Origin of the sequence: Streptomyces sp. NPDC088553, assembly GCF_044752965.1 — a bacterium.
GTDB lineage: Bacteria > Actinomycetota > Actinomycetes > Streptomycetales > Streptomycetaceae > Streptomyces.
In genome coordinates this window covers 239,421-261,556 of record NZ_JBIVMG010000002.1, presented here as the reverse complement: position 1 = coordinate 261,556, position 22,136 = coordinate 239,421, and the positions used below count along the sequence as shown (strand labels likewise).

Below are 22,136 nucleotides of genomic sequence, written 5' to 3'. Positions count from 1 at the left end.
GACAGGCCCTGGTGGCGGGGCCGGTCATCAGAACGGCGCGATCGCCGAAGCGGGGTTGAGCATCGGGGGACTCAAGGTGGTGAAGAGCGGCGCGTTGACGACGGCCTGGGTCAGCGCCGACACCTTGAACTTCGTCCCGGCCTTGATGTTCACGCCGAGCCCCGCGTTCAGCGTGATCCGCCCCGTCGCCGAGAGCGTCAGATCGGCCCCCGACTCGACCGTGACCCCCCGGGCCCCCGAAATGGTGACCGTGCCGTCGCTGTCGATCGTCAGGGTGGTGCGGGCCTCGTTCAGCTCGACGCTCAGCCCGCCCTTCGCGGTGCGCAGCCGGATGCCGTGCGAGGCGCGCGTCCGGCCGCCCTCCTCGCGCAGCTCCACGGTGTGACCGGTACGGGAGGTCAGGGCGCGCCACTGGACGCGCCCGCTGGTCGGATCGACGGGCGGCACCCGGTCGGTCGCGGGAGTGTGCTTGTCGACTCCGTTGTACAACCCGGCCAGGACGTACGGGTGTTCGAGGGAACCCCGGTCGAAGGCGCACAGCACCTCGTCGTCCACCTCGGGGAGCATCAGACCGCCGCCCCCGCGCCCGCCGAGCTGGGCGACCCGGCACCAGCCGCTCTCGTACGTCGCCGACAGCCACGGGAAACGCAGTCTCACCCGGCCGAGCGAGAGCGGGTCCTTGGTGTTCGTGACCAGCGCGACCGCGACACCCGGCATCGGCGGGGCCGCCTCGCCACCGCCGGAAGCCGTCCCGTACAGCGAACGGAACTGCCGCCCGGACACGGTCAGCCAGGTGGCGAACTGCCGTCCCGACGCGAAGACATGACGGACCCCGGTCGCCGTGTACCGCCCCTCGAAGGGGAAGCCGGCGCCCTTCACGGCCACCGGCTGCCCCGGCTTCAGCGCCGGATTTCCGGTGACGGCGACCTCGAGCTCCGCGAACGACCCGGTGACGTCGTCGGCGAGCGCCGTCGCCGCCTGCGTCACCTCCGACTGCGTGGTGAACGGCGTGTCCGTCGCGGCCAGTTCGGCAGGACCGAACGGCGCGGACAGCTGCGCGGGAGTGATGTCCGAGACGATCTCCTTGCTCGCGACGGCGGGCGTCGGCGAGGACAGCGCCTGCTTGGTACGGGGATCCCAGCCCCGCACGTCGACCTTCCCGACCTGCCCGGCGGCGGTCACCGACACCCGGCTCTGCAGCGTGTTGCTCCCGAAGTCCAGGACGTACGGGCTGGCCGCCGCCGGCGTGGTGTCGGCCGGGGCCGAGGAGGCCGGGGGCAGCGCGGCGAAGACGAGCCGGCCCGCCGGGTCGAGCGAGAGCCGGACGTCGTTCTCGCGCGCGAGCCGGGAGAGGAAGTCCCAGTCGGTGATGTTGGGCTGGGTGGCCAGCTCGTACACCGTCGGCGTCGCGTCGACCTTGCCCAGCGGGATCCGGTTGAGCCCGGCGAGCTTCCGGACGATGTCGGACGCCGTCATGTTCGGATAGCCCTCGACGCGCCGGCTGCGCAGCAGACGGTGGCCGGGATCGTAACCGCGCACGATCAGGTACCGGCCGTGACCGGGCGCCGCGTCCACCTCGACGGCCGTGACCTCGCCGGTGAGCATGGGCTCGCCGAGCCTGCCGTCGGTGAACGGGGACAGCACGGCCATCGCGCCGACCTTGAGGAACGGGAACTTCGTGGTGAGGGTGCCGTCCTTGTCGCTGAACGTCAGCTGGAACGCGGATGGCACGTTGACGCTCGCGTCCACCCAGCCCTCGGTGAGGCGGACCGCGAGCGGGTCCGGCAGCGGCGTGCCGTCGAGCTGCACGTGGAGGACGGTGGTGAAGGTCTTCTCGCTCATGAGGCGCCCTCGGTCTCCGGCGTTTCGGTGGTGGACGGGAGCAGCAGTTCGGTGCCGGGGCGCAGCCGCATCGGGTCGTCGATGCGGTTCGCCTCCGCGATGACCCGCCAGCGGGTCGCGTCGCCGTACTCGCGCCAGGCGAGGGAGGCGAGGGAGTCACCGGCGACCGTGCGGTGCACCCGGCGCGCCGAGAGCGCGCCGGACGTCGGGTTCTGCTTCTTGGTCGCGCTGGAGATCTCGGTGAGGGAGAGCGAGCACGTCGCGCGGATCGGAATCCCGCTGGGGCTGAAGAGCGTGTACGTCGCCGACACGGAGGTCACGTACGCGACGAACTGCACCGTCGAGAACGACCCCCAGGAGAACCGCACCCACGGCGGCGACGGCGCCTTCGCGGCGATGCTCTGCTGGGTCACCTCGCAGCAGGAGAGCAGCAGCTCCACCTGCTGCTGCACGTCGTTCGACGACGGGTCGCCCGAGCGGTCCAGGAAGACCTCCAGCTGGAGCTGGGCCGGCTCGCTGCCGGTGAACTTGGGCGGCGCACCCCGGTCGTACGCGACGGCCTGCTCGGTGAACCAGTGGGCGGAGCGGCTCAGTTGGAGCTGATCCGGGTTGAACTCGAACTTCACCTCGCCGAGCTTCCCGCCGTACGAGCTCGACAGATCGGTCGGCGGCTGGTGGATGGCGAGCGCGGCGCGGGAGAGGCCGCTGGCCGTCAGCCCGCCGAAGAACGGGGCCATCTCAGGCGCCTCCCGCGTCGGTGAACCCGTGGTGCGCGATCTCCAGGGTCTCCGTCGCCACGGCCGGACTGGCCGGGTCGAGCGTCGGACCCGTCCAGCGCACCGGCAGCACCTCCACCAGGCCCCACTGCGCCACGATCGACCCGTCGGCGCGCAGTGCCGCGATCTGCGCGGTCGGTCGGGTGATCCCGGTGGCGAGCGACGAGATCCAGGCGGCGACGTTCGCGGTCTCGGGGGTGAGGGGGCGGGTGAGCCGGATCGTGGAGAACGTGACACGGGTGGGCAGCTGCCAGACGAAGCCGTTGTTGCCTCCCTCCCGGCGCTGCTCCACCTCGACCTCGGAGGAGAGACCGTCACAGCTGTTGAACACGCCGAGGTCCTCGCCGTCGATGGTGAGCTTGAAGAAGACGGTGGATGCGGGGTCCGGCTGCTGGGGCATGGTGGCGGGTCTCTCGGATCGACGCGGTCGGGTGGTGGGTGGGCTGGTGGGAGGGCGGGGTCTCGGTCAGCGGCCGTGGTCGCGGAGGCGACCGACACGCTCGCGGTCGGCGCGGAGCTCGGCGCGGAGGAGCCGCGAGAGGGGAGTGACGAGACGACGCGCCAACTCATCGAGGTGGGCGGGTGATTCGGGGTCGGCGGGGCCCTGGGTTGCGGTGCGCTGCACGGTGGGCGAGGGCGTGGTCGGGGCGGTCCGGGTGACCGTGGTGGCGGCGCGCGGAGCGTGCGCGACGGGGGCGGGAGCCGGGGCGGTCGCGGTCCGCTGGAGCGGGGTGGGGGTGACCACGGGGATGGCCGGCGCGGGGGCGGGCGTCGTCGCCGGGGCCGGCGTGGCGGCGATCTGGCGCTGGACCACCGGCCGGGCGACCGGCCGCGCGGCGGACGGTCGGGCGAGGGGGACGACGGGACGGGGGGAGCCCTGGGGCGCGAGCGTGCCGCTGTGCGGCGGAGCGGCGGGAGCGCGCTGAACGGTCGGCGCGGGGGCGGGGGCGGCGGCGGTCGGCGTGAAGAGGGGAACGGCGGGAGGCGTCGCGGGGACGGGCAACGGTGCGGGCTGCCGGGGGCCGGGCACGGAGGGGGGAGCCGGGGTACTGGAGGGGGTACGCGCGGCGTTCGGCAGGCTCGGGGTGAGCGGCCGGGCTGTGGCGAGCGGACGGACGGCCCGCCGCTGCACCGTGGGCGCGGTGGCGCGGGGGAGGTCGGTGACGGTGACGACGGGCGGCCGCACGGGAACGGGGGAGCCGGCGGGGGTCTGAGGCCGCGGCGCCGCCGTCGCGCGCTGGACCGGGGGAGGAGTCGATGGGGCCGGTGCGGCGGGGTGAGGCAGGGCGGCGGCCGACGGCACGGTGGGTGCGGGCACGACGGATGTCGTGGGGGCGACCGACGCCTGGTGCTGGTGCTGGTGCTGGTGCTGGTGTGCGGTCGACTGTTGTACGGGCGCGGTCTCGGCCGACGTCGGGACGGGGGTGGCCGCCCGCGTGGGCGGGGCGGGGACGCTGGGGGTGGGCGAGGGCGCCTCGGCCGGAGCGGACGTCGACGGTGTCGCGGACGCGCGCGGGATCGGCGCGCCGATCGGAGACCTCCGCGGCGCGGCGTTCGCACGCGAGGGCGGCGCGTCGGCGGTGGCGCGCTGCACGGGAGCGCCGAGTCCGGGCCGGGCCGGGGGAGTCGGCGGGGTGGCCGGCGTCACGGGGGTGGGGGCGGGGGTCCGTGCGACCAGGGGCTCCGGAGCTGGCGGGCTTGCCTGAGACCGCGGGGAGGGGGGACGTACGGGCGCGGCTTGAGCCGTGGGCGCGGGGAGGGGTGCCGGAGTCGACGGGCGCGCAGGAGAGGTCGAGCCGGGTGCGGGTGCCGCGCCGGGCGCGGGGGCGGACGTGACGGGTGTCCGGGCCACCGGGGTCGACGGAGTCACGGGGCGGCCTGCGGGGGAGGCGGACCTGGCGACTGTTCGGGCCACCGGAGGTGCGGGACTCGCCGGGGTCGCCGGGGTCGGCGGGGTCGGCGGGGTCGGCGGGGACGCCGGGGACGCCGGGGTCGGCGGCATCGCGGCGGCCGCGGGGGAGGAGGAGCGCGCGACGGATCGGGCCACCGGGGTGACCGGAGCCGCCGGGCGCGTCGGTGCGGTGGGCCCGTCCTTGGGTCCCTGCGCCACAGGCCTGGTGGACGGGGCGGAACTGGCCTTCTGCACCGGAGGCGTGGGGCCGGCGGGTGCCGGTGCCGACGCCTGCCGTACCGAAGGGCTCGCCTGAGGTGACGGGACCGCCTGAGGTGCCGGGACAGCCGGCACCGCCGGAGCCGGTCGGGCGGCGGGGGCCGGCGGAGCCACCGGCGGCGTCGACGCCGTCGTGTTCCAGTCGGCGCCCGGTGCGCGCCGCGAGCGGCGTACGGGCGGGCGGCGCTGCACCGGAGTGCCGGGCGCGAGGCCGGGAGTCCCGGGCCCGCCGGGGGAAGCGGGACCCGGGACGTTCTGGGGCCGACCGGTGGCCGAGGGCTCCGGTGCGGCGGTGTCGGGCGCAGCCGTGGGACGCGCCCCGTTCTCCGGCGTACGGGCAGGGGCCGCCGCCCGTTGGACCGGCGCCGTGCCCGGCCCGGCCGTGGCCACGGGGCGCGCGGTACCGGCCGGAGCCAGTTGCCGCGGCGGCTGCACGGGCCGGGCGGAGACCAGGGGCGACCGCCGAACGGGCGTCGGTCGTACGGGGCTTGGGCGCGCGGAACTCTCGGACGAGGATCGCGTGGAACCGGCCGCAGCGGCCGTGGGCGCGGGCGCCGGGGCAACCCGGTCATCCGTCGCCCCGGCGGCGAGACCGGCACGCTGGACGGCGGGAGACGCCGAGGTGGGCGCACCCGAGCCCGCGCCCGCGTTCCCGGCCTCGCGCGCCGCGCCGCCACCCCGTATCGGAGCGGCCGCGGCCTCCCCCCGTACGGGACGAGGCGCCGGCGCAGATCGACCGACCGGCGGCGTCGCGGGCACACGCTGCACGGCCGAAGCCGTCCCCTGTCCCGAATCCACCGATCCCACCGCTCCCGCCACCGGCAACCGCAGCCCCGGCAGCTCCGCCCCCTCGGAGCGCCCCACCGGCTCGCGCTCCACGGGCACGGGGACCGCCCGCACCGCGTCGAGCATGACGCCGCCCGGTGCGTCCGGCACCGCCCCGTGGCCGAGGTCGCTCTGGAAGGAGGGGTTCCAGTGGGTCGCGAGTGATGCGGAGAAGCCGTACTCCGCGACGGTCCTCGGACCAGCCGCCAGTACCCGCTGCACGGGCGGCAACGCCCGCCACGCGTCCCCGGACGCGGACTCCGGCGCGACGGACGCCGCGCTCTCCCCGCCTCCACCGGACTCCGCGCCCCGCGCGTTCCGCGTCCGCGCCGTCCGCCACTTCTCGAACATCCCCACAGTCCCCTCCACCCTCCCTTCCCTGTCCTGCCGTTACGCCTGCGACCGCTCCACCAGCGACGCCACCTGGGCCACGTACCTCCGCCGGTCCGTGTGTTCCAGATCGAGGATGTCGTCCATGCCCCAGTGGAAGTGGAAGGCGAGGTACGCGGTCTCCTCCTCGATCCGGTCGGCCGCGTACGTCACGATTCCCCCAGGCGGCTCCCGGCCAGCTCGACCTCGAAGGACTCCTCGCAGTGCGGGCAGGCCACGGCGGCCCGGGTGTGGCCCTCCGCGTTGATCTGCCGGTAGAAGTCCTGGAGGAACGCCAGGTCGGAGGCGAACATGTTCTCCACCGTCCCGTCGTGGACCGACGGGAGCGTGCCGAGCCGGGTGATGACCCGGCCGAGCAGCACCACGGACAGGTACGCCGGGTTCTCGCGGACCCGGATGTCGCGCAGCGGGAGCAGCTCGTCCCGGGCCGTGGCCAGCCGCATCGCCCCGTTGCGGTGCACGGTGCCCGCCTCGTCGACGAATCCGCGCGGCAGCTCGAACTCGAACTCCGTGCGGAGCGGCTCCTGTGGGCGGCCCTGCCGGGTGTCCGCCGATCCCTCGCGTCGCATCAGCCGAGCGTCAGCTCTTCGAAGGTGATGGTGACCTGCTCGGTGAGGGCCGCCGCGTCGCCGGCCTTCGTCGCGCTCAGCTCCACCTTGGTGCACCAGGCGTTGCGCAGGTTGTACCGCTTGACCTCGGTGAGCTGGTAGTCCAGGAAGATGATGGACGCGTCCTTGCGGGCCGCGCCCATGTCGCCGGCGATCGACGACGTGATCCATTCGGTGAACGCGGCGGACTGGGTCGCACCACGGGTCACCGTGCACTCGCCGGCCTTCTTCACGCCGGGGAGCTTCTTGATGATCGGCTTGCCGTCCGCGGAGACCTGCTGGAACTCGATGACGTCCTGCTCCATCGAGAGGCCGCTGATCTCCTGCAGGGTCTCGACCATGACGCCGTCGATCTGCAGGCCGAAATTGTGGGTGGTGAGGGCGTCACCGGTGTCGAGGGACATGGGGGTTCACTCCTGTTCGAGGGGCGGATCCGGGCGCGGCAGGCGCACGGACCGGGCCGGAAGGGGGGAGACGAGGGGTACGGGGCGCGAGGAGGGGAGGACTACTCCTCCAGCTCGCCCCCGCCGCCCTGGATCTGCGCGAGCCGGAAGACCACGAACTCGGCCGGCTTCACCGGCGCGATGCCGATCTCGCAGACCACACGGCCGAGGTCGACCGACTCCGGCGGGTTGGTCTCCGCGTCGCACTTCACGTAGAAGGCGTCCTCGGCGCGCTGGCCGAACAGTGCGCCCTGGCGCCACTCGTTGACGAGGAAGGCCGAGATGTTGCGGCGGATACGGGCCCACAGCGACGGGTCGTTGGGCTCGAAGACGACCCACTGTGTCCCGACGAGGATCGACTCCTCGAGGTAGTTGAAGTAGCGGCGGACGTTCAGGTAGCGCCACGCCGGGTCGGAGGCCAGCGTCCGCGCGCCCCACACCCGGATGCCGCGGCCCGGGAAGGCGCGGATGCAGTTCACGCCGATCGGGTTGAGCAGGTCCTGCTCGCCGCGCGTGATCTGCAGCTCCAGGTCGACCGCGCCGCGCACGATCTCGTTGGCGGGGGCCTTGTGCACACCGCGCTCGGCGTCGTTGCGCGCCCACACGCCGGCCATGTGACCCGACGGCGGCACCACCCGGGTCTGGCCGCTCGCCGGGTCGAAGGCCTTGATCCACGGGTAGTAGAGGGCCGCGTACGGGGAGTCGTAACCGGCGATCTCCTGGCGCCACTTGCGGATGTCGCGGGCGTTCAGCGACGGCGGCGGGTCGAGGATCGCCATCCGGTCGCCCATCAGCTCGCAGTGCGCGATGAGACCGATCTGGACGGCCTTGACCTGCTCCAGGTCGATGAGCCCCTGCTGGTAGGCGGCCATCAGATCGGGCACGGCGACCATGTTGATCTCGTCGTACGCCTCCAGGCCGCCGAAGCCGGTGCGGTCGGCGGAGTCGCCGATGAACTGCCCGGACTCCAGGGCGGCGGCGACGTCGGCGCCCGCGTCGACCTGAGCCGGTGTCCGCGCGGGCGGGGCGAGGGTCACGGACTGCGCGTCGGGCCTGGCGAGCTGCCCGCCGGCCACGGCCTCCTCCAGGACGATCGTCTTGGAACGCTGCTTGACCTGCGCGACCACATAGTTGCGGGCGCTCTTCTTGGCGGAGGCGTCGAAGCTCTCGACGACCTTCTCACCGTCCTTGACGACCAGCTTGAAGCGCTCGGCCTCGCCCTCGACGTCCTGCACCTCGACGGTGAGCGCCCCGCCGGCCTCGGAGCCGGCCGTGATCGCGGCGACCTTGAAGGCGCCGAGCGCGACGGCCTCACCGGCGACGAGCCGCGGCGCGGCGGCGGCCGACGCGGCGGCCGATCCGACGGCGCGGGTGGCACCCTGCGCGTCGCCACCGCCGACGCGCACGACGTACGCGGCGGTGCCGCCGTTGTTGAAGAACCCGTACACGGAGTGGGCGAGGTAGTACCCGTCCGTGAAGTCACCGAACGACGCTACGTACTGGGACCAGTTGGTGACGAGCACGGGCTCGTTGAGCGGCCCGGCGGGCGCGAGCCCGACGAACGCGGCGACGGAGGTTCCGAGGCCCTCGATGGGACGGGAGCCGCTGGCGACTTCCTCGACGTAGACGCCGGGGGACAGGTACGTGGGCATGGTGCGTGTTCTCCTCGGAGAGCGTGGTTCTGCGGAATGCGGTGACTCTGCGGTGTCACAGCGTGGGGCGTGCGGTTGCCCGCGTCCGGCGTGCTGCGGTGCGTCGACCTCATCCCGCCTCGCCCTCCCCTCGGCCGTGGACAGCGGTCGTACGCCTCCGACTCTCGCCGAGCCGCGCCGCCCCGAGCAGGGGAGAAGGGGCGCTCACGAGGGCAGGGCCGATTGCCCTCGCGGACATCGGGCACCCGACGTCCGGCCCCCGGTTCGTACGCCCGGGCCCCGGCCCCGGCCGCCGCGGCGGCGCCGTCGCGGCCGACGGGCTGCCGGGGCACGTCACGCTGCCCCCGAGCAGGGACTTTCGGGCAGCCGGACACCCCACCCGCGCCCTTAACGTTCGCCCATGACCATGTGGACCTCTCTGGACCCGGCCGAGGTGACCGTCGAGCCCGGAGCACGGGCCGGCGCCCGGCTGCGGGTGCGGAACACCGGCGACACCGTCGAGGAATACCGCCTCTCGCTCGTCGGCAAACCCTCGGGCTGGTCCCGGATAGAGCCGGACGTGCTCCGGCTCTACCCGGGCAGCGAGGGGACCGCCGAGATCTCTTTCGCCCCGCCCCGCTCCTCGGACGTGGAGGCCGGGCCCCTGGCCTACGGCATCCGTGTCGACCCCCGGGAGAACTCCGGTGCCCGCGACGTCGTGGAGGGCCGGCTGACCATCACGCCCTTCACCGAGACGCGCGCCGAACTGCTGCCGCCCACCCTGCTCGGCCGCTTCCGCGGACGGGCCCGTATCGCCGTGGACAACCTCGGCAACACCCCGCTCACCGCGTCCCTCGTGGCGCGAGACGAGGCGAACCGGCTCACCTTCGACGTACGCCCGAACGCCGTGCAGATCGCCCCCGGCCGCGCCGCCTTCGGCGAACTCGTGGTGCGGCCGCAGGCCGTGCGATGGACCGGAGCCGAGGAGTCGCACCGCTTCACCGTGGCCGTCCGACGGGCCGGCGACGACACCGCCCTCGACCTCGACGCCACCTTCGATCAGCGCCCCGTCTTCGGGAACTGGCTCGTCGTGGCGGGCGGACTCCTGCTGACGGCCGTGATCGCGTTCGTCGTGCTCTGGTTCAACTTCTCCCCGAAGGTCGTCAGCGCGGCAAAGGACCTCCGGGCGACCAACGCGCCCCGGCCCGCACCGCAGGGCACCGGCGACGCGCTCCCCGACGCGCCGCTCCCGTCCGACGGGAGCGGGGGACCCACCCCCGGCGAGAAGCCGCCCGGCCCCCTGCCGCCCCTCACGGACGGGGGATCGCCGGGCGGCGGCGACGGGACGGGTGACGACGCGGGCGGCGGCGGGGCGAACGAGGGCGGCGCACCCGGCGGTGGCGACGGTGGTGGGGGCGGCGGTGCCGACCCGACCGAGGGCGGCCAGGACCCCGGTGACGGTGGCGGGGGCCAGAAGCCGCCGCCGGCGCAGCAGCTCACCCTGCCGCCGTGGCGCCAGGGCTACCCGAAGGACCTCGTCGTCGAATTCGCCCAGGAGCGCCTCGCGAGTTTGGGCACGAGCAACGCCTGCACGCTCAAGCCGGGTTGGACCCCCGGCGTGATCGACGCCCGGACCCGCGCCTCCCTCGCGTGCTATCAGCACGCCGTCGTGAACGACGGGGTCACGAACGGCAAGAACTCCGCCGCCATCTTCGAGACGGACAGGGAGGGGGAGCTCGGTCGGGCGACCCTCACCTCCCTGTGGGCCCAGCGCATCACGCCCGACTCGGTGAAGAACGGTGCCGACACCATGCAGACCACCCAGCTGATGGCGGCGTTCTGGTGGGCCTACAACCGTCAGTCCGACACCAAGGACCTCGAAAAGGCGCGCTGGTACGCCCAGGCCGGCATCGACTACCTGCGCTCGGAGAAGCAGACGACCACCCGGTACAACAGCAGCGTCGCCGACCACATACGCCAGTACCAGGCGGCCGTCGGTCTGCCCGTCAACGGGACGGTCGACTGGAACACGATCCGCAAGATGGTCGGCGGCAGCGTCATGTAGCCGAGCCGAGCTCCAGGAGCTCGACGGCACAGGAGAGGGGGCCACCCGCGCCGGGTGGCCCCCTCTCCGTCGTCGCTCCCGCGCTCCGGCGTCGTCACGGCGCCCAGGGCGCCCGACCTTCAGGGACCAGCCGCCCCGCCTTGCGGTACTCGCGCCGCGCCCCCGCCCGTACGTCCTCGCCGGTCACCGCCGAGCCACGGGCCGCGGCCAGGTATCCGGCCGTCACCGCGGCCGACCGGATCGCGCCGCCCGCCAGCTCGAACTCCTCGGCGCAGCGTGCGATCTCCTCGGCCACGTCCGCCGCCTTCGGGGAGCCCGCCAGGCAGGAGTGCCAGAGCGAGACGCGCTGCTCGGGGTCGGGGAACGGAAAGTCCACGACCACATCGAGCCGGCGCGTGAACGCCTCGTCGATGTTGGCCCGGAGGTTGGTGGTGAGCACCGCGATCCCGTCGAACGCCTCAAGGCGCTGCAGCAGGTACGCGCTCTCCAGGTTGGCGTACCGGTCGTGCGAGCTCTTCACCTCCGACCGCTTGCCGAACACCGCGTCCGCCTCGTCGAAGAGCAGCACGCAGTCCGTGCGGTCCACCTCGACGAAGATCCGCTCCAGGTTCTTCTCGGTCTCGCCGACGTACTTGTCGACCACCGAGGAGAGGTCCACCACATAGAGGTCCAGGCCCAGTTCGCCCGCCACCACCTCGGCGCCGAGCGTCTTCCCGGTGCCCGACTCCCCGGCGAACAGCGCCACCACACCACGACCGCGTCCGCCACCCGTGCGCAGCCGCCACTCGCCGAGCACCCGGTCCCTGTGACGGGCCCGCGCGGTCAGCTCGTGCAGCAGGCCCAACGGCTCCTCGGGCAGGACGAGATCGGCGAAACCGACCGCCGGCCGGATCCGCCGGGCATGGCTGTCGAGCAGCGGTGCGGAGACCAGCCGGGCACTGTGCTGCACATGCGCCGGCGTCGGAGCGGTGCCCTCGAAGGCGGCGATCGCCCGCGCCGTACGGGCCGCACGGCGGATCTGATCGCCGCTGAGACGGTACGCCCCCGTGGCCCCGACCAGGTCGAAGTCAGCGTCCAGCGAACCGAGTTCACGCTGCCACAGGTCGGTGGTGCCGAGCGTGCCGCCCGGCGCGTCGAGGGCGAGGAGCTCCGCGTCCGGCGCCCAACCGGGGTCGGGCGCGTCGGAGCCGGCGAGGACCACCGTCGTACCGGACGAGGCGAGCGCACGCACCAGCGGCCCGGGCTGCCGCGGCAGCGGCTCGACGACCACGGCGGCGCCGCGCAGCCGGGCCTCCCGCAGCACCGCCCGTGCCACCGCCGCGTCGACGCTCTCCGGCCGGTACCGCAGGACGGGCCGCCCGGCCGCGAGCAGGGCCGCCACGACCGCGTCCGTGGCGGCCCCCGGCACGCGCTCCCGCAGATGTACGGTGACCGGTCCGGCGGCGGCGATCCGTGCGCCGAGCGGTGTGGCCGCCCCCTCCGACTCCGCACCGGCGGCGGTCGGCGTCAGCACCTCCACGCCGACCCCCGACAGCTGGGCGTCCATCCGGGTGTCGTCGCCCAGCAGGTGTGCCACCACCCGCTCCGGTACGCGCAGGGCGCGGCCCGGCAGCGGCCGGTCCTCGTCCTCGACGTCGAGCAGGCCGCCGGAGCGCAGCGGCGCGCCCGGATGGAAACGGTCACGTGCGGCGGGGTCGAAGGGGCCGGTGCCCGCGAGGTCGAGGGCGAGCGCCATCGTGGCGCGACGCCGCCCGACATCGTCGTTGAGGTACCCGTACAGCACCTCGAAGCCCCGGTCCACATCGGGCGCGAGCGCCACGAGCAGGATGTGCGCGTCGAGCGGGGACAGACCGAAGGCCCGTGCGAGCGCGCCGAGGCGATCGTTCCCGCCGAGGTCCGGCATCGGGAGGGCGACGTCGCGAGCCCCGTGAACCTCGCGACCCTCGTGTGTCTCGTGACCATCGCGGGTCTCATGCACTTCGTGCGTCTCATGTGCCTCGTGGCCGACCGGCCCCGCGGCGACCCGGCGTGCGGCGTCCGCGGACAGGTAGAGCCCGCGCAGGGGATCACCGGCCGTGGGGTCGCCGGCACTGCGGACGTCGACGAGTGCGCCGACCCGTGTACGCAGGACGGCGAGATGCCCGAGCAGCGGGGAACCGAGGACGGCCCGGGGGTCGCTCATGCGCCGGCCCCGTCCTGCGAGCCGCAGCCGCGACTGCCGTCCTCCAGGGCTTCCAGGGCCTCCGAGGCCTCGAACGTCGCCACGCCCTCCTCGGCCTCCTCGGTCGCCCGGGCCTGATGGGTCGCCCGTGTCGCCCCCTGGCGCCGTATCATCCGGGGCCTCGACGCGGCAGGCACGCCCGCGACACCACGGACGACGATCTCCCCCTCGGTGACCGGCGGAGCCACCTCGTACACCGGCGTGACCGGGAACGGCGTGGTGATCACGACGTCGAGCGAGGGCTTCAGCTCACCGCCGAGCGCCGACCAGATGTCGGCGAGCGAGCGCGACTCTGCGGGCGGCACCGCGACGGAGATCGGCAGCTGGGTGGTGATCGAGCGCACCGACTCGGGCACCGCCTCGTCGGGCAGCACCTCGTGCGGGAGCAGCAGCGCCATCGCCCCCGACAGCAGCCGGTGCTCGTCCTCGGGCCGGGAGGTCCAGGCGGTCACCAGGTACGACAGCCGGAACCAGCGCGGCGGTCGGCGCTTGCGCGTGACGACGCCCTGGGCGTCCCACTCGGCGTAGGCACCGCGCTCGCGCCGGGCCACGTCCTCCCGGATGTCGTACAGATAGGCGTTCAGGGTCGGGGCGTTGCGGCGGGCCGCCCAGTCACGGGTCGGCGCGTCGAAGGCGACATCGCCCTCGACGGCGGGCGTCAGCAGCCGGCGCAGCGCCTCGTCGATCTCATGGAGCATCAGATGTAGCCTTCGCGGAGCGCGTACGCGACGGCATGCGCCCGGTTGGTGAGCTGCAGACGCGTCATCAACGCGTGCAGGATGTTCTTGACGGTGCGCTCGGAATAGGCGAGCTTCTCGCTGATCTGCCGGGTGTCGAGCCCCTCGGCGAGCAGCCTCAGGACGTCCACCTCGCGCGGTGCCATACCGAAGAGCGGCGCCGCCCCTCCGGTGGCCGCGCCCGCCGTCGTCGCCCGCTGCAGGCGCCCCACCTGGTTCAGCAGTCGGCTGACGAGGTCCGGCGGGAGCTCGCCCTCGCCGCGCGCCGCGCTGTGCACGGCGCTCAACAGCCGTTGCTCGGTGGCCTGATGACGCCAGATGATGGCCCGCACCCCGTACTCGACGACGGCCAGCAGATCGGGCTCGCGCAGCTCGCGCGCGACGAGCACGACACGCTGGTCCCTGCCGCGCAACAGGCGCCGCAGTTCGGCCGTGGTGGGATCGTCGATCCGCTCGGCGAGCATCACCGCGACCGCCGGGGAGTCCCGGCACACCTCGTCCTGGTCAGGGACGACGTCGACGGTCGGCTGATGCCTTAAATGGCTGATGAGCCCGGCCCGGCTCAGTGGATCGGACGCGTGGACGGTCACCGTCACCCGCTTGGTGAGCACTTCCGTTACCTGCACTTTCTCACTCGCCTCGACCGCTCGTGCGCGGTGCGTGGTGAGGTCCCCGTGGTCTGCTGATGACTGGTCTGCTGCGGTGCTGCACCGTGGCCGGCGTGCCGGCCACGGTGGTCCCTCCAGGTTCCCGTGCGCCGCTCACGTCCCGCTGCCGCGGTGCTAACGCATCGCTGTCGCCCTGCAGAACCCCGTGCCCGGGCCCTGAACAGCCAATTCTCATGTGGCACAGCTCACTTGTGGTGGCCCGCGATCCGCTCCACGTCCGTCATCAGCGCATCCAGCCACTCCACGGCCGCGTAGTACGGCCGGGGAGCACCCGGCGGCTCGGCGGCGAAGTCGGCGAAGTCCCGTGCGCCGGCCGCGACCGCCGTGCCCGGCGTGTCGCCGACGGGGTCCAGACGGGCGGAGACCAGCAGCATCCCCGCGGCCACCCGGTCGCCGATCCGGGTGACCGCCTCGGCCGGCTCGTGGGGCAGGGGCGGGACGTCGGCCGGCTCGGGCGGAACGAGCAGCCGGTCCGCACCCCACAGGGTGTGGTGGCCGGACAGCAGGGCGGCCTGCCAGTCCTGTGTGTCGTTCGGCGTGTCCAGTGCCTTCGGTTCGCTCCGGTACTGCGCGTACGCCGATTCCGCCATGATCAGAGCGTGCTGCAGCGACCGGTGGCCCGGCGAGGTGGTCACGGGGGCACGTGCCCCGCCGGCGGCGAGCTGAGAGGTCGTGGCCACCACGGTCTCCGCGGCGCTCCGGAGCATCGTCGCCACCGACCGTCGCAGCTCGTCGTGGGCCCCCTTGGGCCAGGCGAGCAGCCCGAACACGGCGCCGACCGCGCTGCCCGCGACCACGTCGAGCAGCCGGAACTCGGCGAGCTGCCAGGTCGCGGGGGCCAGCTGGGCGAAGACCAGGGCGACGACCATCGTGAACATCGCCTGGGCCCACCCCACCCCCTTCACCGGACCCAGGGTGAAGGCGACCAGCATCAGCGGAGGCAGTGCGGCGGCGTACACCGTCGTGTCCGTCCCGACCAGGGCGAGCAGCGCGGCCACGACGACCGCGCCCACGAGGGTTCCGGTGAGCGCCACCCGCACCGTGCTCCTCGTCTCCCGCGCCGTCGTACGGGTCAGGGTGAGCGTGGCGAGGAGCATCCAGAATCCGTGCGGCAGCGTGTCGAGGCCGGCGATGGTCCGTGCCGCCGCGAGCGCCAGCGCGATGCGCACCGCGTTCTGGAAGAACACCGACCGCTGCCCCGCATGTCCGGAGAGCCGCCGCCACCACAGCTGGGGAGCCCGCATCCGCGCGTACCAGAAGCGCCCCGGTGCCGCCGCCGGGGCGGCCCTGCCCCGCATGGCGATCTCCGCCGCGATGGACACCGCCAGCGCGGCGTCGGCCACCTCCAGGACCGCCGCGTGGCGGCGCAGCGCGGCGGGCGTGGCATCCGGCTCGGCGCCCTCGGCCAGGGCGCGGCGGGCCTCCTGGAGCCGGGAGCGGGCGGCTCCGGAGGTGTCCCGGCCGCGCAGCAGGGACGCGGTCTCCAGGCACGCGTCCCGCACCGCGCGCAGCACCTCGGGCCACGTCCGGGCCTCCGGCGCGCCGCCGGGCGGCGGCGGAAGCGACGTCAGCCGCCCGAGGAGGGTGCGGGTGGCCAGACCGGTGTGCGCCAGGGCCCGGGCCCTGACACCCGGGCCGGCGGGCCGTTCCGCCTCCGGCACCCGCGAGGACCGCAGGCCGCCGCTCAGCTCCCGGGCGGCCCGCAGCGCCGTCTCGCCGAGCGTGTACGGGGCGCAGGCCAGGGCGTCCGCGCAGCGCCCCGCCTGGTCGGCCGCCCGGGCGGCCAGCTCGCGGTACGGGACGCCCGGCACGCGATCGGGCAGCAGGAACGCCTCCGCGAGGATCAGCAGCGCCAGGCCGACGGTCGCTCCGACCAGCCGTTCGCCGAGGGTCTCGGGGACGTAGGGCGGAAAGGACGGCAGGATGTACATCAGCTGCAACCCCGGAGCCGCGCCGGCCGGCCGGGGCCCGCCCACGGCCATGAAGGCCAGGACGAATCCGACGACCAGCATGCCGAGGACCGCACTCCACGTCCGTACGGACAGGTAGGTGCCGATCGTGATGAGGGCCCAGCAGGCGGGCACCACGGGCAGCAGGGTCGCCGCACGCTGCCGCCCGGTGCCGGGGATGTGCGACAGACCCGCCATCGCGACCGCGGCGAAGAGCGCGTAGGTGGCGGCGACGGGCGAGTCGAAGCCGTACAGGAAGAGGTAGAAACCGGCGGCGGCGGCGAGCGTGACGCGCACCGACCGCCGTACGGCCGCCGCGTAGGCGGGCGGGAGCCGGGCCTTCCACAGCCGCACCCCGGGCATGCCACCCATACCCCCAGGATCCACCGGGACGCTCCGTCCGGCATGCGGCGACCGTCCGCCCTGCGCCGATCGGTCCATGGTGGTCACCGCGATGACCCCGGGCCCCAAGGCCGCGCCCGACGCCGTCGCTCAGACCCCGGCCAGCAAGGAGGCGCCGAGCGGGGTGAGGCTGTGGAGCACCGACGTGCCCGTCCGCACGGTGGTGATCAGACCCGCTCCGCGCAGGACCCCCGCGTGCTGGCTGGCGGCCGCGAGCGAGAGGGCCGCGCGCTCGGCGAGCGCCGTCGTGGTGGCGGGGGACCGCAGCAGCGCGAGCACCCGCGCCCGATTGCGCCCGAGCAGCGCCGCCAGCGCCTCCGGCGGCCGGTCACCGGACCCCTCCGCCCGGCCCGCGCCGGCACCGTCGTCGTACAGGGGATGGACGAGCACGGTCGCCGCCTCCGGGCGGTACATCACCATCGGTCCGGTCGCGAACCACGACGGAACGAGGAGCAGGCCGCGCCCGCACAACGGGATGTCGTACGTCGAGGCGGAGGGCAGGTGCAACGTCGGCGGCTGCCAGTTCCAGGTCGTGCCCAGCGTGGTGAGGAGGGCGTCGACACCCCCGCGCAGCAGCATCTCCGCCCGGAGCGCCCGATCGGTCAGGGCGTCGCTGCGGATCCGTGGCCAGAGCGGCTCGATCGCCGTACGGAAGTAGTCGCGGGTGTCGTCGACCAGGGCTGCGGAGGCGGCCGGTACGCCCTGGGCCAGGTCCTGGGCCCACCGGCCGGGGCGGCCGAGGCCGCCGTTCCAGCCGGAGACCTCCGGTATGCCGAGATCGAGCGCCAGTCGTTCCGGCGGCGTCGAGGCGACCGACTCCAGGGCCTCGGTGAAGTCGTGCGCCGACGGTTGCAGCAGGAAGTCGGGGACGAATCCGTCCTCGGTGAGCAGCTCGGCGAGCACACCCGCCCCGAGGTTCGCGCCTCCCGGCAGGGACGCGTGCCACTGCCGGGCCGCGGGCCGCACCCGCGTGCCGCGGCGCGGGCCCGGAGACAGGCCCAGACGGAGGCTGAGAACGGTCTCCGACAGCGCGTTCGCCGCCGGAGCGAGCGTGATCCGGCGCAGATCGGCGGCCGTGAAGTGAAGGCGGATCATGCCGACCGATTATCGGCCCCGCGGCCCCGTTCACCCAGAGGTCACGGCGGTCCCGTTCACCGGAGGCGGCGGTGGCCGTGCGGCGGAGGTGACGGCGGACCCTTTCGCCCAGACGTGAAAGGCGATGCGTCGCGGAGGACGACGGAGCACGCTCCCCGTGTCCACCTCGTCCACCCGCCTCGTCCACCCGCCTCGTCACCCCAACTCGTCGACGCGCCTCGCCGACCCACCTCGTCGAGCCCCCGCCGAACCACCACCCCCGGAGGTCCCACCCATGCGCCGCGCCCCCACCCGTACCGCCTGCCTCGTCGCCACACTCCTGCTCACCGCCCTCGCCGGCGCGCCCGGTCCCGCCGTCGCCCGGGACCTGCCCGACACCTATGTCGTCTCCCGGGCCCCCGGCGTGCTCCCCGAGGGGATCGCGGTCACCCCGGACGGCACCCTGTACGTGTCCTCGGACGGCACGGGCGCGCTGTACCGCGGCCACATCGGCCGCCCGGACCTGAGGCCCTTCCCGGCGCGGGGACTGGAGGGCCGCACCAGCACCCTGGGCGTCCACATCGACCGGCGCGGCCGTGTCCTCTCGGTCGGCGGGGCGACCCTGACCGTCCACGACCGGCACGGACGCCTGCTCGCCACCCGTACGGCCGCCGGCGGACCGCTCGGCGCGCCCGACCTCAACGACCTGACGGTGACGAAGGACGCGGTGTACGTGACCGACTGGGCCAACCCCGTCGTCTACCGGGCGGACATACGGGGCGGCACTGTCGGCCCCCTCGAACCATGGCTCGACATCCGCGAGGCGTTCCCGCAGTTCCCCGCCCAGTACTGGCTGTTGAACGGCATCGTGGCGAACGAGTCGGGCACCACCCTCCTGGTCGCCTCCAACGGCACCGAGGCGGTCTGGCGCGTCGACACCGCCGACCGGACCGTCACCCGCCTCTCCCTCGGCGAGGAGTCCTTCGGGCCCGACGGAATGGTGCTGCGCGGCCGGACGCTCTACGCCGTGCTCAACTACGGTGCCCCGCACGGCGTGTACATCGCCCGCCTCGACGAGGATCTGCGTACGGGAACGGTGACCCACCGCCTGACGAACGCGTCCCTCGGCGGTGAGCCCTTCGACCTGCCGACCACCCTCGCGCGGCACGGCTGCCGCCTGTACGTGGTGAACAGCCAGCTGGACGAGCCGCCGGGCCGGCCCCCGTACACCGTGAGCGCCGTCGACGACCCGACCTGCCGCACCTCCTGACCGCTGCCGGTGGGCCGCCGTCCCGAGGGACGGCGGCCCACCGGGACGGTCTGCTACGTGGCCGGCACCGTGTCCTGGAAGGTCGTGCCCGCCGTGCGGTAGGCACCGACCTTCGCGGCCACCTGCGCCGGGGTCAGGACCTGGTCCTTGACGTGCAGGACGTAGTCGACCTTCTGGTCGTAGGAGCGCGGTGTCGTCGAGGTCTGGCCGGCGAGGTCGATCAGCCACTGGTTGAAGTTGATCGACATCGGGCGCTCGGGAAGGTACCGGGCGTCGTGCCGGCCGAACTCCTGGCCGTCGATGTAGTAGACGATCGCGTTGTCGTCGATGGTCAGCACGAGGTCGTGCCAGCCGGCGTAACTCGTGCGGGACTCGGAGTGCTGGTTGACGGCCTCCCAGGGGTCGGGCCGGTAGGTCTCCCACGACGTGGTGTAGAGGATGTTGGCGGGCTCGCCCCAGCCGCCGTTGGGCAGGTACTCGAAGTCGTACTCGGCGTAGTCGTCGGCCATCGGCGCCTTGAGGTCGTTGATCGTGAAGAAGGTCTGCACGACGCGGTCGCCGTCAGGACCCGACACCGGCGCGTCGGAGAAGCGCACCCGCGCCGCGTACGTGCCGTTCCTGAACTTCGAGGCCCGCGTGAGGACCTCGGTGTGGCGGGTGGACTCACCGGTCCCGGCGGTCGAACTCCGCAGGTTCATGATCGAGTTCGTGCCCTCCTTGGCGAAGGTGACGTTCTCGGGTGCCCAGGTGGCGCCCGGCACCCCGGGGCCGCCGGAGTTGGAGCGGACGCTCCAGCCGTGGGCGCCGATCGCCGGGTCGGTGTGTCCGGTGTAGTCGAAGTCGTCGAAGAGCGCGGCCCCGTTGGGCGGCGGGGTGGTCGGGGGAGTGGTCGGGTCGGTGGGCGTCGGTGTGGGTTCGTTGCCCGCCGGGGCGGTGCCCCAGACCGGCACGCCGCCCACGGTGGCCGTGACCTTGGACCAGTTGGCGTACGTCGTCTGGGCGGGCCCGAAGGAGTAGTCGTCGCTCTGGTTCAGCGACTGCCAGTTGGACCGGTGGAAGCGCAGCTGCATGTCGCCGGTGTCCGCACCGGGGGCGAGGGAACCGGCGCCGGCGGTGAAGCCGACCTCCAGGTAGCGGTCGGCGGTCGCGGTGGGGTTGGCGAGCGTGCCGAAGGTGCCGGTGAGGTTCGCGCAGCCCTTCACCGCCCAGGAGCAGGCGTAGGTGTACGAGGCTCCCGCGTCGGCCTTGAAGTAGTAGCGCACCTTGACCTGGCTCAGCGGAACGCTCGACGAGCCGGTGTTGACCACCTTGAGCCAGGGTTCGACCTGGTCGCCGCCGGTCGAGCTCTGCCGGTACTGGACGGTGACCGCCTCACCGGCGGCCGCCGCGGGCAGGGCGGTGAGGGCGGTGGCACCGAGCCCGGTCACCGCGGCGACGGCGAGCGCGGCACGGATCCGCAGGTTCCTGTTCCTGGTGGGGTCGTTCATGGTGATTCCTCTCCTTGGGTGGGCGCTTGCGCGGGGTGCTTCGGGGGGCTTCCGGTCCATGGACGGGGTCATGGGGCGGGGGTGAGGAGGGGCGTGGGCGCGGGGGGCAGGCGGCGCGGCACCCCGAGGGCGTCGAGCCGTGTCCGGTGGTGGCGGAGGCGCTCCTGGAAGCCCGGCCAGTCGTGGCGGCCGGTCCAGACGACCTCGGCGAGCGCGCAGAGCCGCGGGAACGTGAGGTACTCGGCGTGGGCGGTGGTGGGCACGTACTCGGTCCACAACTGCACCTGGGAGCCGAGGACCCGGGCCGCCTCCTCCGGGCTCCAGTCCGCAGGCGCGGGCTCGTTGCCGTGCACGGTACGCAGATCGACGACCTCGCCGGCCTGGCCCGGCGGCTCGGCCGGGCTGGCCGACTGGGGGTAGTCGAGGTAGGTGGTGCGGTGGGGCGCCATGACGACGCGGTGCCCGCGGCGGACGGCCGTACGACCGTGGTCGGCGTCGCGCCAGGGCATGACCGTGAAGTACGGCGGGAGGTCGGCGCCGTTCTCGGTCCAGCTCAGCGGCAGCCGCCCCGCGTCGAGGAGGTGCCGGCCGATCCGTTCCATGAACCAGCCGTGCAGGGCCGCGGGTCCCGGCAGCCCCTCCTCTGCCGCCCTCCGGCGCGCGGCGGGCGAGTCGTGCCATTCGGTCGTGGGGCACTCCTCGCCGCCGATGTGCACGTACGAGGAGGGGAAGACGTCCATCACCTCGTCCAGGACGGTGCGGCAGAAGTCGAGCGCTCCGTCGTGGACGCCGAGGATCGTGTCGCACACGCCCCACCGGTCCCAGACGTCATAGGTACGGCCCGGATGGTTGCCGAGCTCGGGGTAGGCGGCGAGCGCGGCCCGGACATGCCCGGGCATCTCGATCTCGGGCACGACGGTGACGCCGCGCTCCGCCGCGTAGGCCACCAGGCCGGTGAGTTCGGTACGGGTGTAGGCACCGCCGTGCGGCACTCCGCCGACCTCGGTGAGCCGGGGGAGCGCGGCGACCGGCATGCGCCAGCCCTGGTCGTCGGTGAGATGGAGGTGGAGGACGTTGAGCTTGTGGAGCGCGAGGAGGTCCACGTACCGCCGGAGATAGGAGACGGGCCGGAAGCGGCGGGCGACGTCGAGCATGGAGCCGCGCCAGGGGAAGCGGGGGGTGTCGGTGATCTGCGCGCAGGTCACGGACCACGCGACGCCGGCCACGGGCTCGGCGCGGAGCGCATCGACGGGCAGCAGCTGGCGGAGGGTCTGGACCCCGGCGAGGAGACCCTGCGGGCGGGCGGCCCGCAGCAGCACCCCTTCGGCGCCGATGGTGAGGCCGTACCCCTCCTCGCCGAGGCCGGTGAGGGCGCGGTCGAGCGCCAGGACGACCGAGCCGTCCGGACGCGCGGGCAGCGGCAGGCCGGTGGCCGGGCCGAGCAGGGTGCGCAGCAGTGCGGCCGCGCCCTCGGCGCCCGGGGAGACCTTGAGCGCGGTCGAGTCGGTGAAGGTGAACGTGCCGGGCAGGAGCTGGAGGTGGGTGGGTTCGGGGACGAGTCGGGGCTGGGGCATCGCG

The 22,136-nt window shown here is 73.9% G+C and carries 18 protein-coding genes; 3 read left to right on the top strand and 15 right to left on the bottom strand.

The annotated features are described in order from the left end of the window. Nucleotides 1–27: 27 nt before the first annotated feature. The 4 genes from ACIP8Z_RS06390 to ACIP8Z_RS06375 all read right to left on the bottom strand — a co-directional run bounded on the left by ACIP8Z_RS06390 (nucleotide 28) and on the right by ACIP8Z_RS06375 (nucleotide 4,266). Nucleotides 28–1,842, bottom strand: coding sequence for a VgrG-related protein (locus ACIP8Z_RS06390; protein WP_402079461.1), 1,815 nt, complete (start codon nucleotides 1,840–1,842; stop codon nucleotides 28–30). Further along, nucleotides 1,839–2,579, bottom strand: a complete 741-nt coding sequence (locus tag ACIP8Z_RS06385) for a LysM peptidoglycan-binding domain-containing protein (RefSeq protein ID WP_319317396.1) — start codon at nucleotides 2,577–2,579, stop codon at nucleotides 1,839–1,841. Before ACIP8Z_RS06385 ends, ACIP8Z_RS06390 begins: the two co-directional genes overlap by 4 nt. A gap of 1 nt (nucleotide 2,580) precedes the next feature. Further along, a complete protein-coding gene (locus tag ACIP8Z_RS06380) occupies nucleotides 2,581–3,018 on the bottom strand; it encodes a phage tail protein (RefSeq protein ID WP_030317091.1) in 438 nt (145 codons plus the stop codon). Nucleotides 3,019–3,084: 66 nt separating this feature from the next. Then, nucleotides 3,085–4,266, bottom strand: a complete 1,182-nt coding sequence (locus ACIP8Z_RS06375) for a hypothetical protein (RefSeq protein WP_402079458.1) — start codon at nucleotides 4,264–4,266, stop codon at nucleotides 3,085–3,087. Nucleotides 4,267–4,450: 184 nt separating this feature from the next. On the opposite strand from ACIP8Z_RS06375, the gene ACIP8Z_RS06370 reads away from it, so the two are divergent. Then, nucleotides 4,451–4,825 carry a hypothetical protein gene (locus tag ACIP8Z_RS06370; RefSeq protein ID WP_402079456.1) on the top strand — a complete coding sequence of 125 codons (375 nt, stop codon included), beginning with the start codon at nucleotides 4,451–4,453 and terminating at the stop codon, nucleotides 4,823–4,825. 1,178 nt (nucleotides 4,826–6,003) lie between these two features. Here ACIP8Z_RS06370 and ACIP8Z_RS06365 read toward each other — a convergent pair. The 4 genes from ACIP8Z_RS06365 to ACIP8Z_RS06350 form a co-directional block, all read right to left on the bottom strand. Continuing rightward, entirely contained in the window at nucleotides 6,004–6,156 is a 153-nt protein-coding gene (locus ACIP8Z_RS06365; protein WP_402079453.1) for a DUF6760 family protein, read from the bottom strand. Next, a complete protein-coding gene (locus tag ACIP8Z_RS06360) occupies nucleotides 6,153–6,572 on the bottom strand; it encodes a hypothetical protein (RefSeq protein ID WP_319317408.1) in 420 nt (139 codons plus the stop codon). The genes ACIP8Z_RS06365 and ACIP8Z_RS06360 overlap by 4 nt, the downstream gene beginning before the upstream one ends. After that, nucleotides 6,572–7,015 carry a phage tail protein gene (locus ACIP8Z_RS06355; RefSeq protein ID WP_055604137.1) on the bottom strand — a complete coding sequence of 148 codons (444 nt, stop codon included), beginning with the start codon at nucleotides 7,013–7,015 and terminating at the stop codon, nucleotides 6,572–6,574. The genes ACIP8Z_RS06360 and ACIP8Z_RS06355 overlap by 1 nt, the downstream gene beginning before the upstream one ends. 101 nt (nucleotides 7,016–7,116) lie before the next feature. Further along, nucleotides 7,117–8,706, bottom strand: a complete 1,590-nt coding sequence (locus tag ACIP8Z_RS06350) for a phage tail sheath subtilisin-like domain-containing protein (RefSeq protein WP_402079451.1) — start codon at nucleotides 8,704–8,706, stop codon at nucleotides 7,117–7,119. 400 nt (nucleotides 8,707–9,106) lie between these two features. Between ACIP8Z_RS06350 and ACIP8Z_RS06345 the strand changes: the two genes are divergently transcribed. After that, complete coding sequence (locus ACIP8Z_RS06345; protein ID WP_402079449.1) at nucleotides 9,107–10,750, top strand: hydrolase; 1,644 nt, start codon at nucleotides 9,107–9,109, stop codon at nucleotides 10,748–10,750. A gap of 94 nt (nucleotides 10,751–10,844) precedes the next feature. Here ACIP8Z_RS06345 and ACIP8Z_RS06340 read toward each other — a convergent pair whose 3' ends face one another. The 5 genes from ACIP8Z_RS06340 to ACIP8Z_RS06320 form a co-directional block, all read right to left on the bottom strand. Beyond that, nucleotides 10,845–12,932 (bottom strand): ATP-binding protein, encoded by a 2,088-nt coding sequence (locus tag ACIP8Z_RS06340; protein WP_402079446.1) that lies wholly within the window; start codon nucleotides 12,930–12,932, stop codon nucleotides 10,845–10,847. Beyond that, a complete protein-coding gene (locus ACIP8Z_RS06335) occupies nucleotides 12,929–13,669 on the bottom strand; it encodes a DUF4255 domain-containing protein (protein WP_402079444.1) in 741 nt (246 codons plus the stop codon). The genes ACIP8Z_RS06340 and ACIP8Z_RS06335 overlap by 4 nt, the downstream gene beginning before the upstream one ends. After that, nucleotides 13,669–14,334, bottom strand: a complete 666-nt coding sequence (locus tag ACIP8Z_RS06330; RefSeq protein ID WP_402079442.1) for a LuxR C-terminal-related transcriptional regulator — start codon at nucleotides 14,332–14,334, stop codon at nucleotides 13,669–13,671. The genes ACIP8Z_RS06335 and ACIP8Z_RS06330 overlap by 1 nt, the downstream gene beginning before the upstream one ends. A gap of 227 nt (nucleotides 14,335–14,561) precedes the next feature. Beyond that, nucleotides 14,562–16,697 carry an FUSC family protein gene (locus tag ACIP8Z_RS06325; protein ID WP_402079440.1) on the bottom strand — a complete coding sequence of 712 codons (2,136 nt, stop codon included), beginning with the start codon at nucleotides 16,695–16,697 and terminating at the stop codon, nucleotides 14,562–14,564. A 120-nt stretch (nucleotides 16,698–16,817) separates the two neighbouring features. Continuing rightward, complete coding sequence (locus tag ACIP8Z_RS06320) at nucleotides 16,818–17,822, bottom strand: helix-turn-helix domain-containing protein (protein ID WP_402079438.1); 1,005 nt, start codon at nucleotides 17,820–17,822, stop codon at nucleotides 16,818–16,820. Nucleotides 17,823–18,096: 274 nt separating this feature from the next. Between ACIP8Z_RS06320 and ACIP8Z_RS06315 the strand changes: the two genes are divergently transcribed. Continuing rightward, a complete protein-coding gene (locus ACIP8Z_RS06315) occupies nucleotides 18,097–19,071 on the top strand; it encodes a hypothetical protein (protein ID WP_402079436.1) in 975 nt (324 codons plus the stop codon). Nucleotides 19,072–19,124: 53 nt separating this feature from the next. Here the strand turns inward: ACIP8Z_RS06315 and ACIP8Z_RS06310 are convergent, their stop codons facing one another. Both ACIP8Z_RS06310 and ACIP8Z_RS06305 read right to left on the bottom strand, forming a co-directional pair. Further along, a complete protein-coding gene (locus ACIP8Z_RS06310; protein WP_402079434.1) occupies nucleotides 19,125–20,558 on the bottom strand; it encodes a cellulose binding domain-containing protein in 1,434 nt (477 codons plus the stop codon). Nucleotides 20,559–20,626: 68 nt separating this feature from the next. Beyond that, the gene (locus ACIP8Z_RS06305; protein ID WP_402079431.1) at nucleotides 20,627–22,132 is read right to left on the bottom strand and encodes a beta-N-acetylhexosaminidase; all 1,506 of its coding nucleotides are present in this window, start codon (nucleotides 22,130–22,132) and stop codon (nucleotides 20,627–20,629) included. Nucleotides 22,133–22,136 lie beyond the last annotated feature (4 nt).

Excerpts from the sequence above, each read along its gene's own strand:
- ACIP8Z_RS06305 (WP_402079431.1), bottom strand. The coding sequence starts at position 22,132 with ATGCCCCAGCCCCGACTCGTCCCCGAACCCACCCACCTCCAGCTCCTG.
- ACIP8Z_RS06345 (WP_402079449.1), top strand. The coding sequence starts at position 9,107 with ATGACCATGTGGACCTCTCTGGACCCGGCCGAGGTGACCGTCGAGCCC.
- ACIP8Z_RS06380 (WP_030317091.1), bottom strand. The coding sequence starts at position 3,018 with ATGCCCCAGCAGCCGGACCCCGCATCCACCGTCTTCTTCAAGCTCACC.
- ACIP8Z_RS06315 (WP_402079436.1), top strand. The coding sequence starts at position 18,097 with ATGCGCCGCGCCCCCACCCGTACCGCCTGCCTCGTCGCCACACTCCTG.
- ACIP8Z_RS06335 (WP_402079444.1), bottom strand. The coding sequence starts at position 13,669 with ATGCTCCATGAGATCGACGAGGCGCTGCGCCGGCTGCTGACGCCCGCC.
- ACIP8Z_RS06360 (WP_319317408.1), bottom strand. The coding sequence starts at position 6,572 with ATGCGACGCGAGGGATCGGCGGACACCCGGCAGGGCCGCCCACAGGAG.
- ACIP8Z_RS06355 (WP_055604137.1), bottom strand. The coding sequence starts at position 7,015 with ATGTCCCTCGACACCGGTGACGCCCTCACCACCCACAATTTCGGCCTG.
- ACIP8Z_RS06320 (WP_402079438.1), bottom strand. The coding sequence starts at position 17,822 with ATGATCCGCCTTCACTTCACGGCCGCCGATCTGCGCCGGATCACGCTC.
- ACIP8Z_RS06350 (WP_402079451.1), bottom strand. The coding sequence starts at position 8,706 with ATGCCCACGTACCTGTCCCCCGGCGTCTACGTCGAGGAAGTCGCCAGC.
- ACIP8Z_RS06325 (WP_402079440.1), bottom strand. The coding sequence starts at position 16,697 with ATGGGTGGCATGCCCGGGGTGCGGCTGTGGAAGGCCCGGCTCCCGCCC.
- ACIP8Z_RS06390 (WP_402079461.1), bottom strand. The coding sequence starts at position 1,842 with ATGAGCGAGAAGACCTTCACCACCGTCCTCCACGTGCAGCTCGACGGC.
- ACIP8Z_RS06310 (WP_402079434.1), bottom strand. The coding sequence starts at position 20,558 with ATGAACGACCCCACCAGGAACAGGAACCTGCGGATCCGTGCCGCGCTC.
- ACIP8Z_RS06340 (WP_402079446.1), bottom strand. The coding sequence starts at position 12,932 with ATGAGCGACCCCCGGGCCGTCCTCGGTTCCCCGCTGCTCGGGCATCTC.
- ACIP8Z_RS06385 (WP_319317396.1), bottom strand. The coding sequence starts at position 2,579 with ATGGCCCCGTTCTTCGGCGGGCTGACGGCCAGCGGCCTCTCCCGCGCC.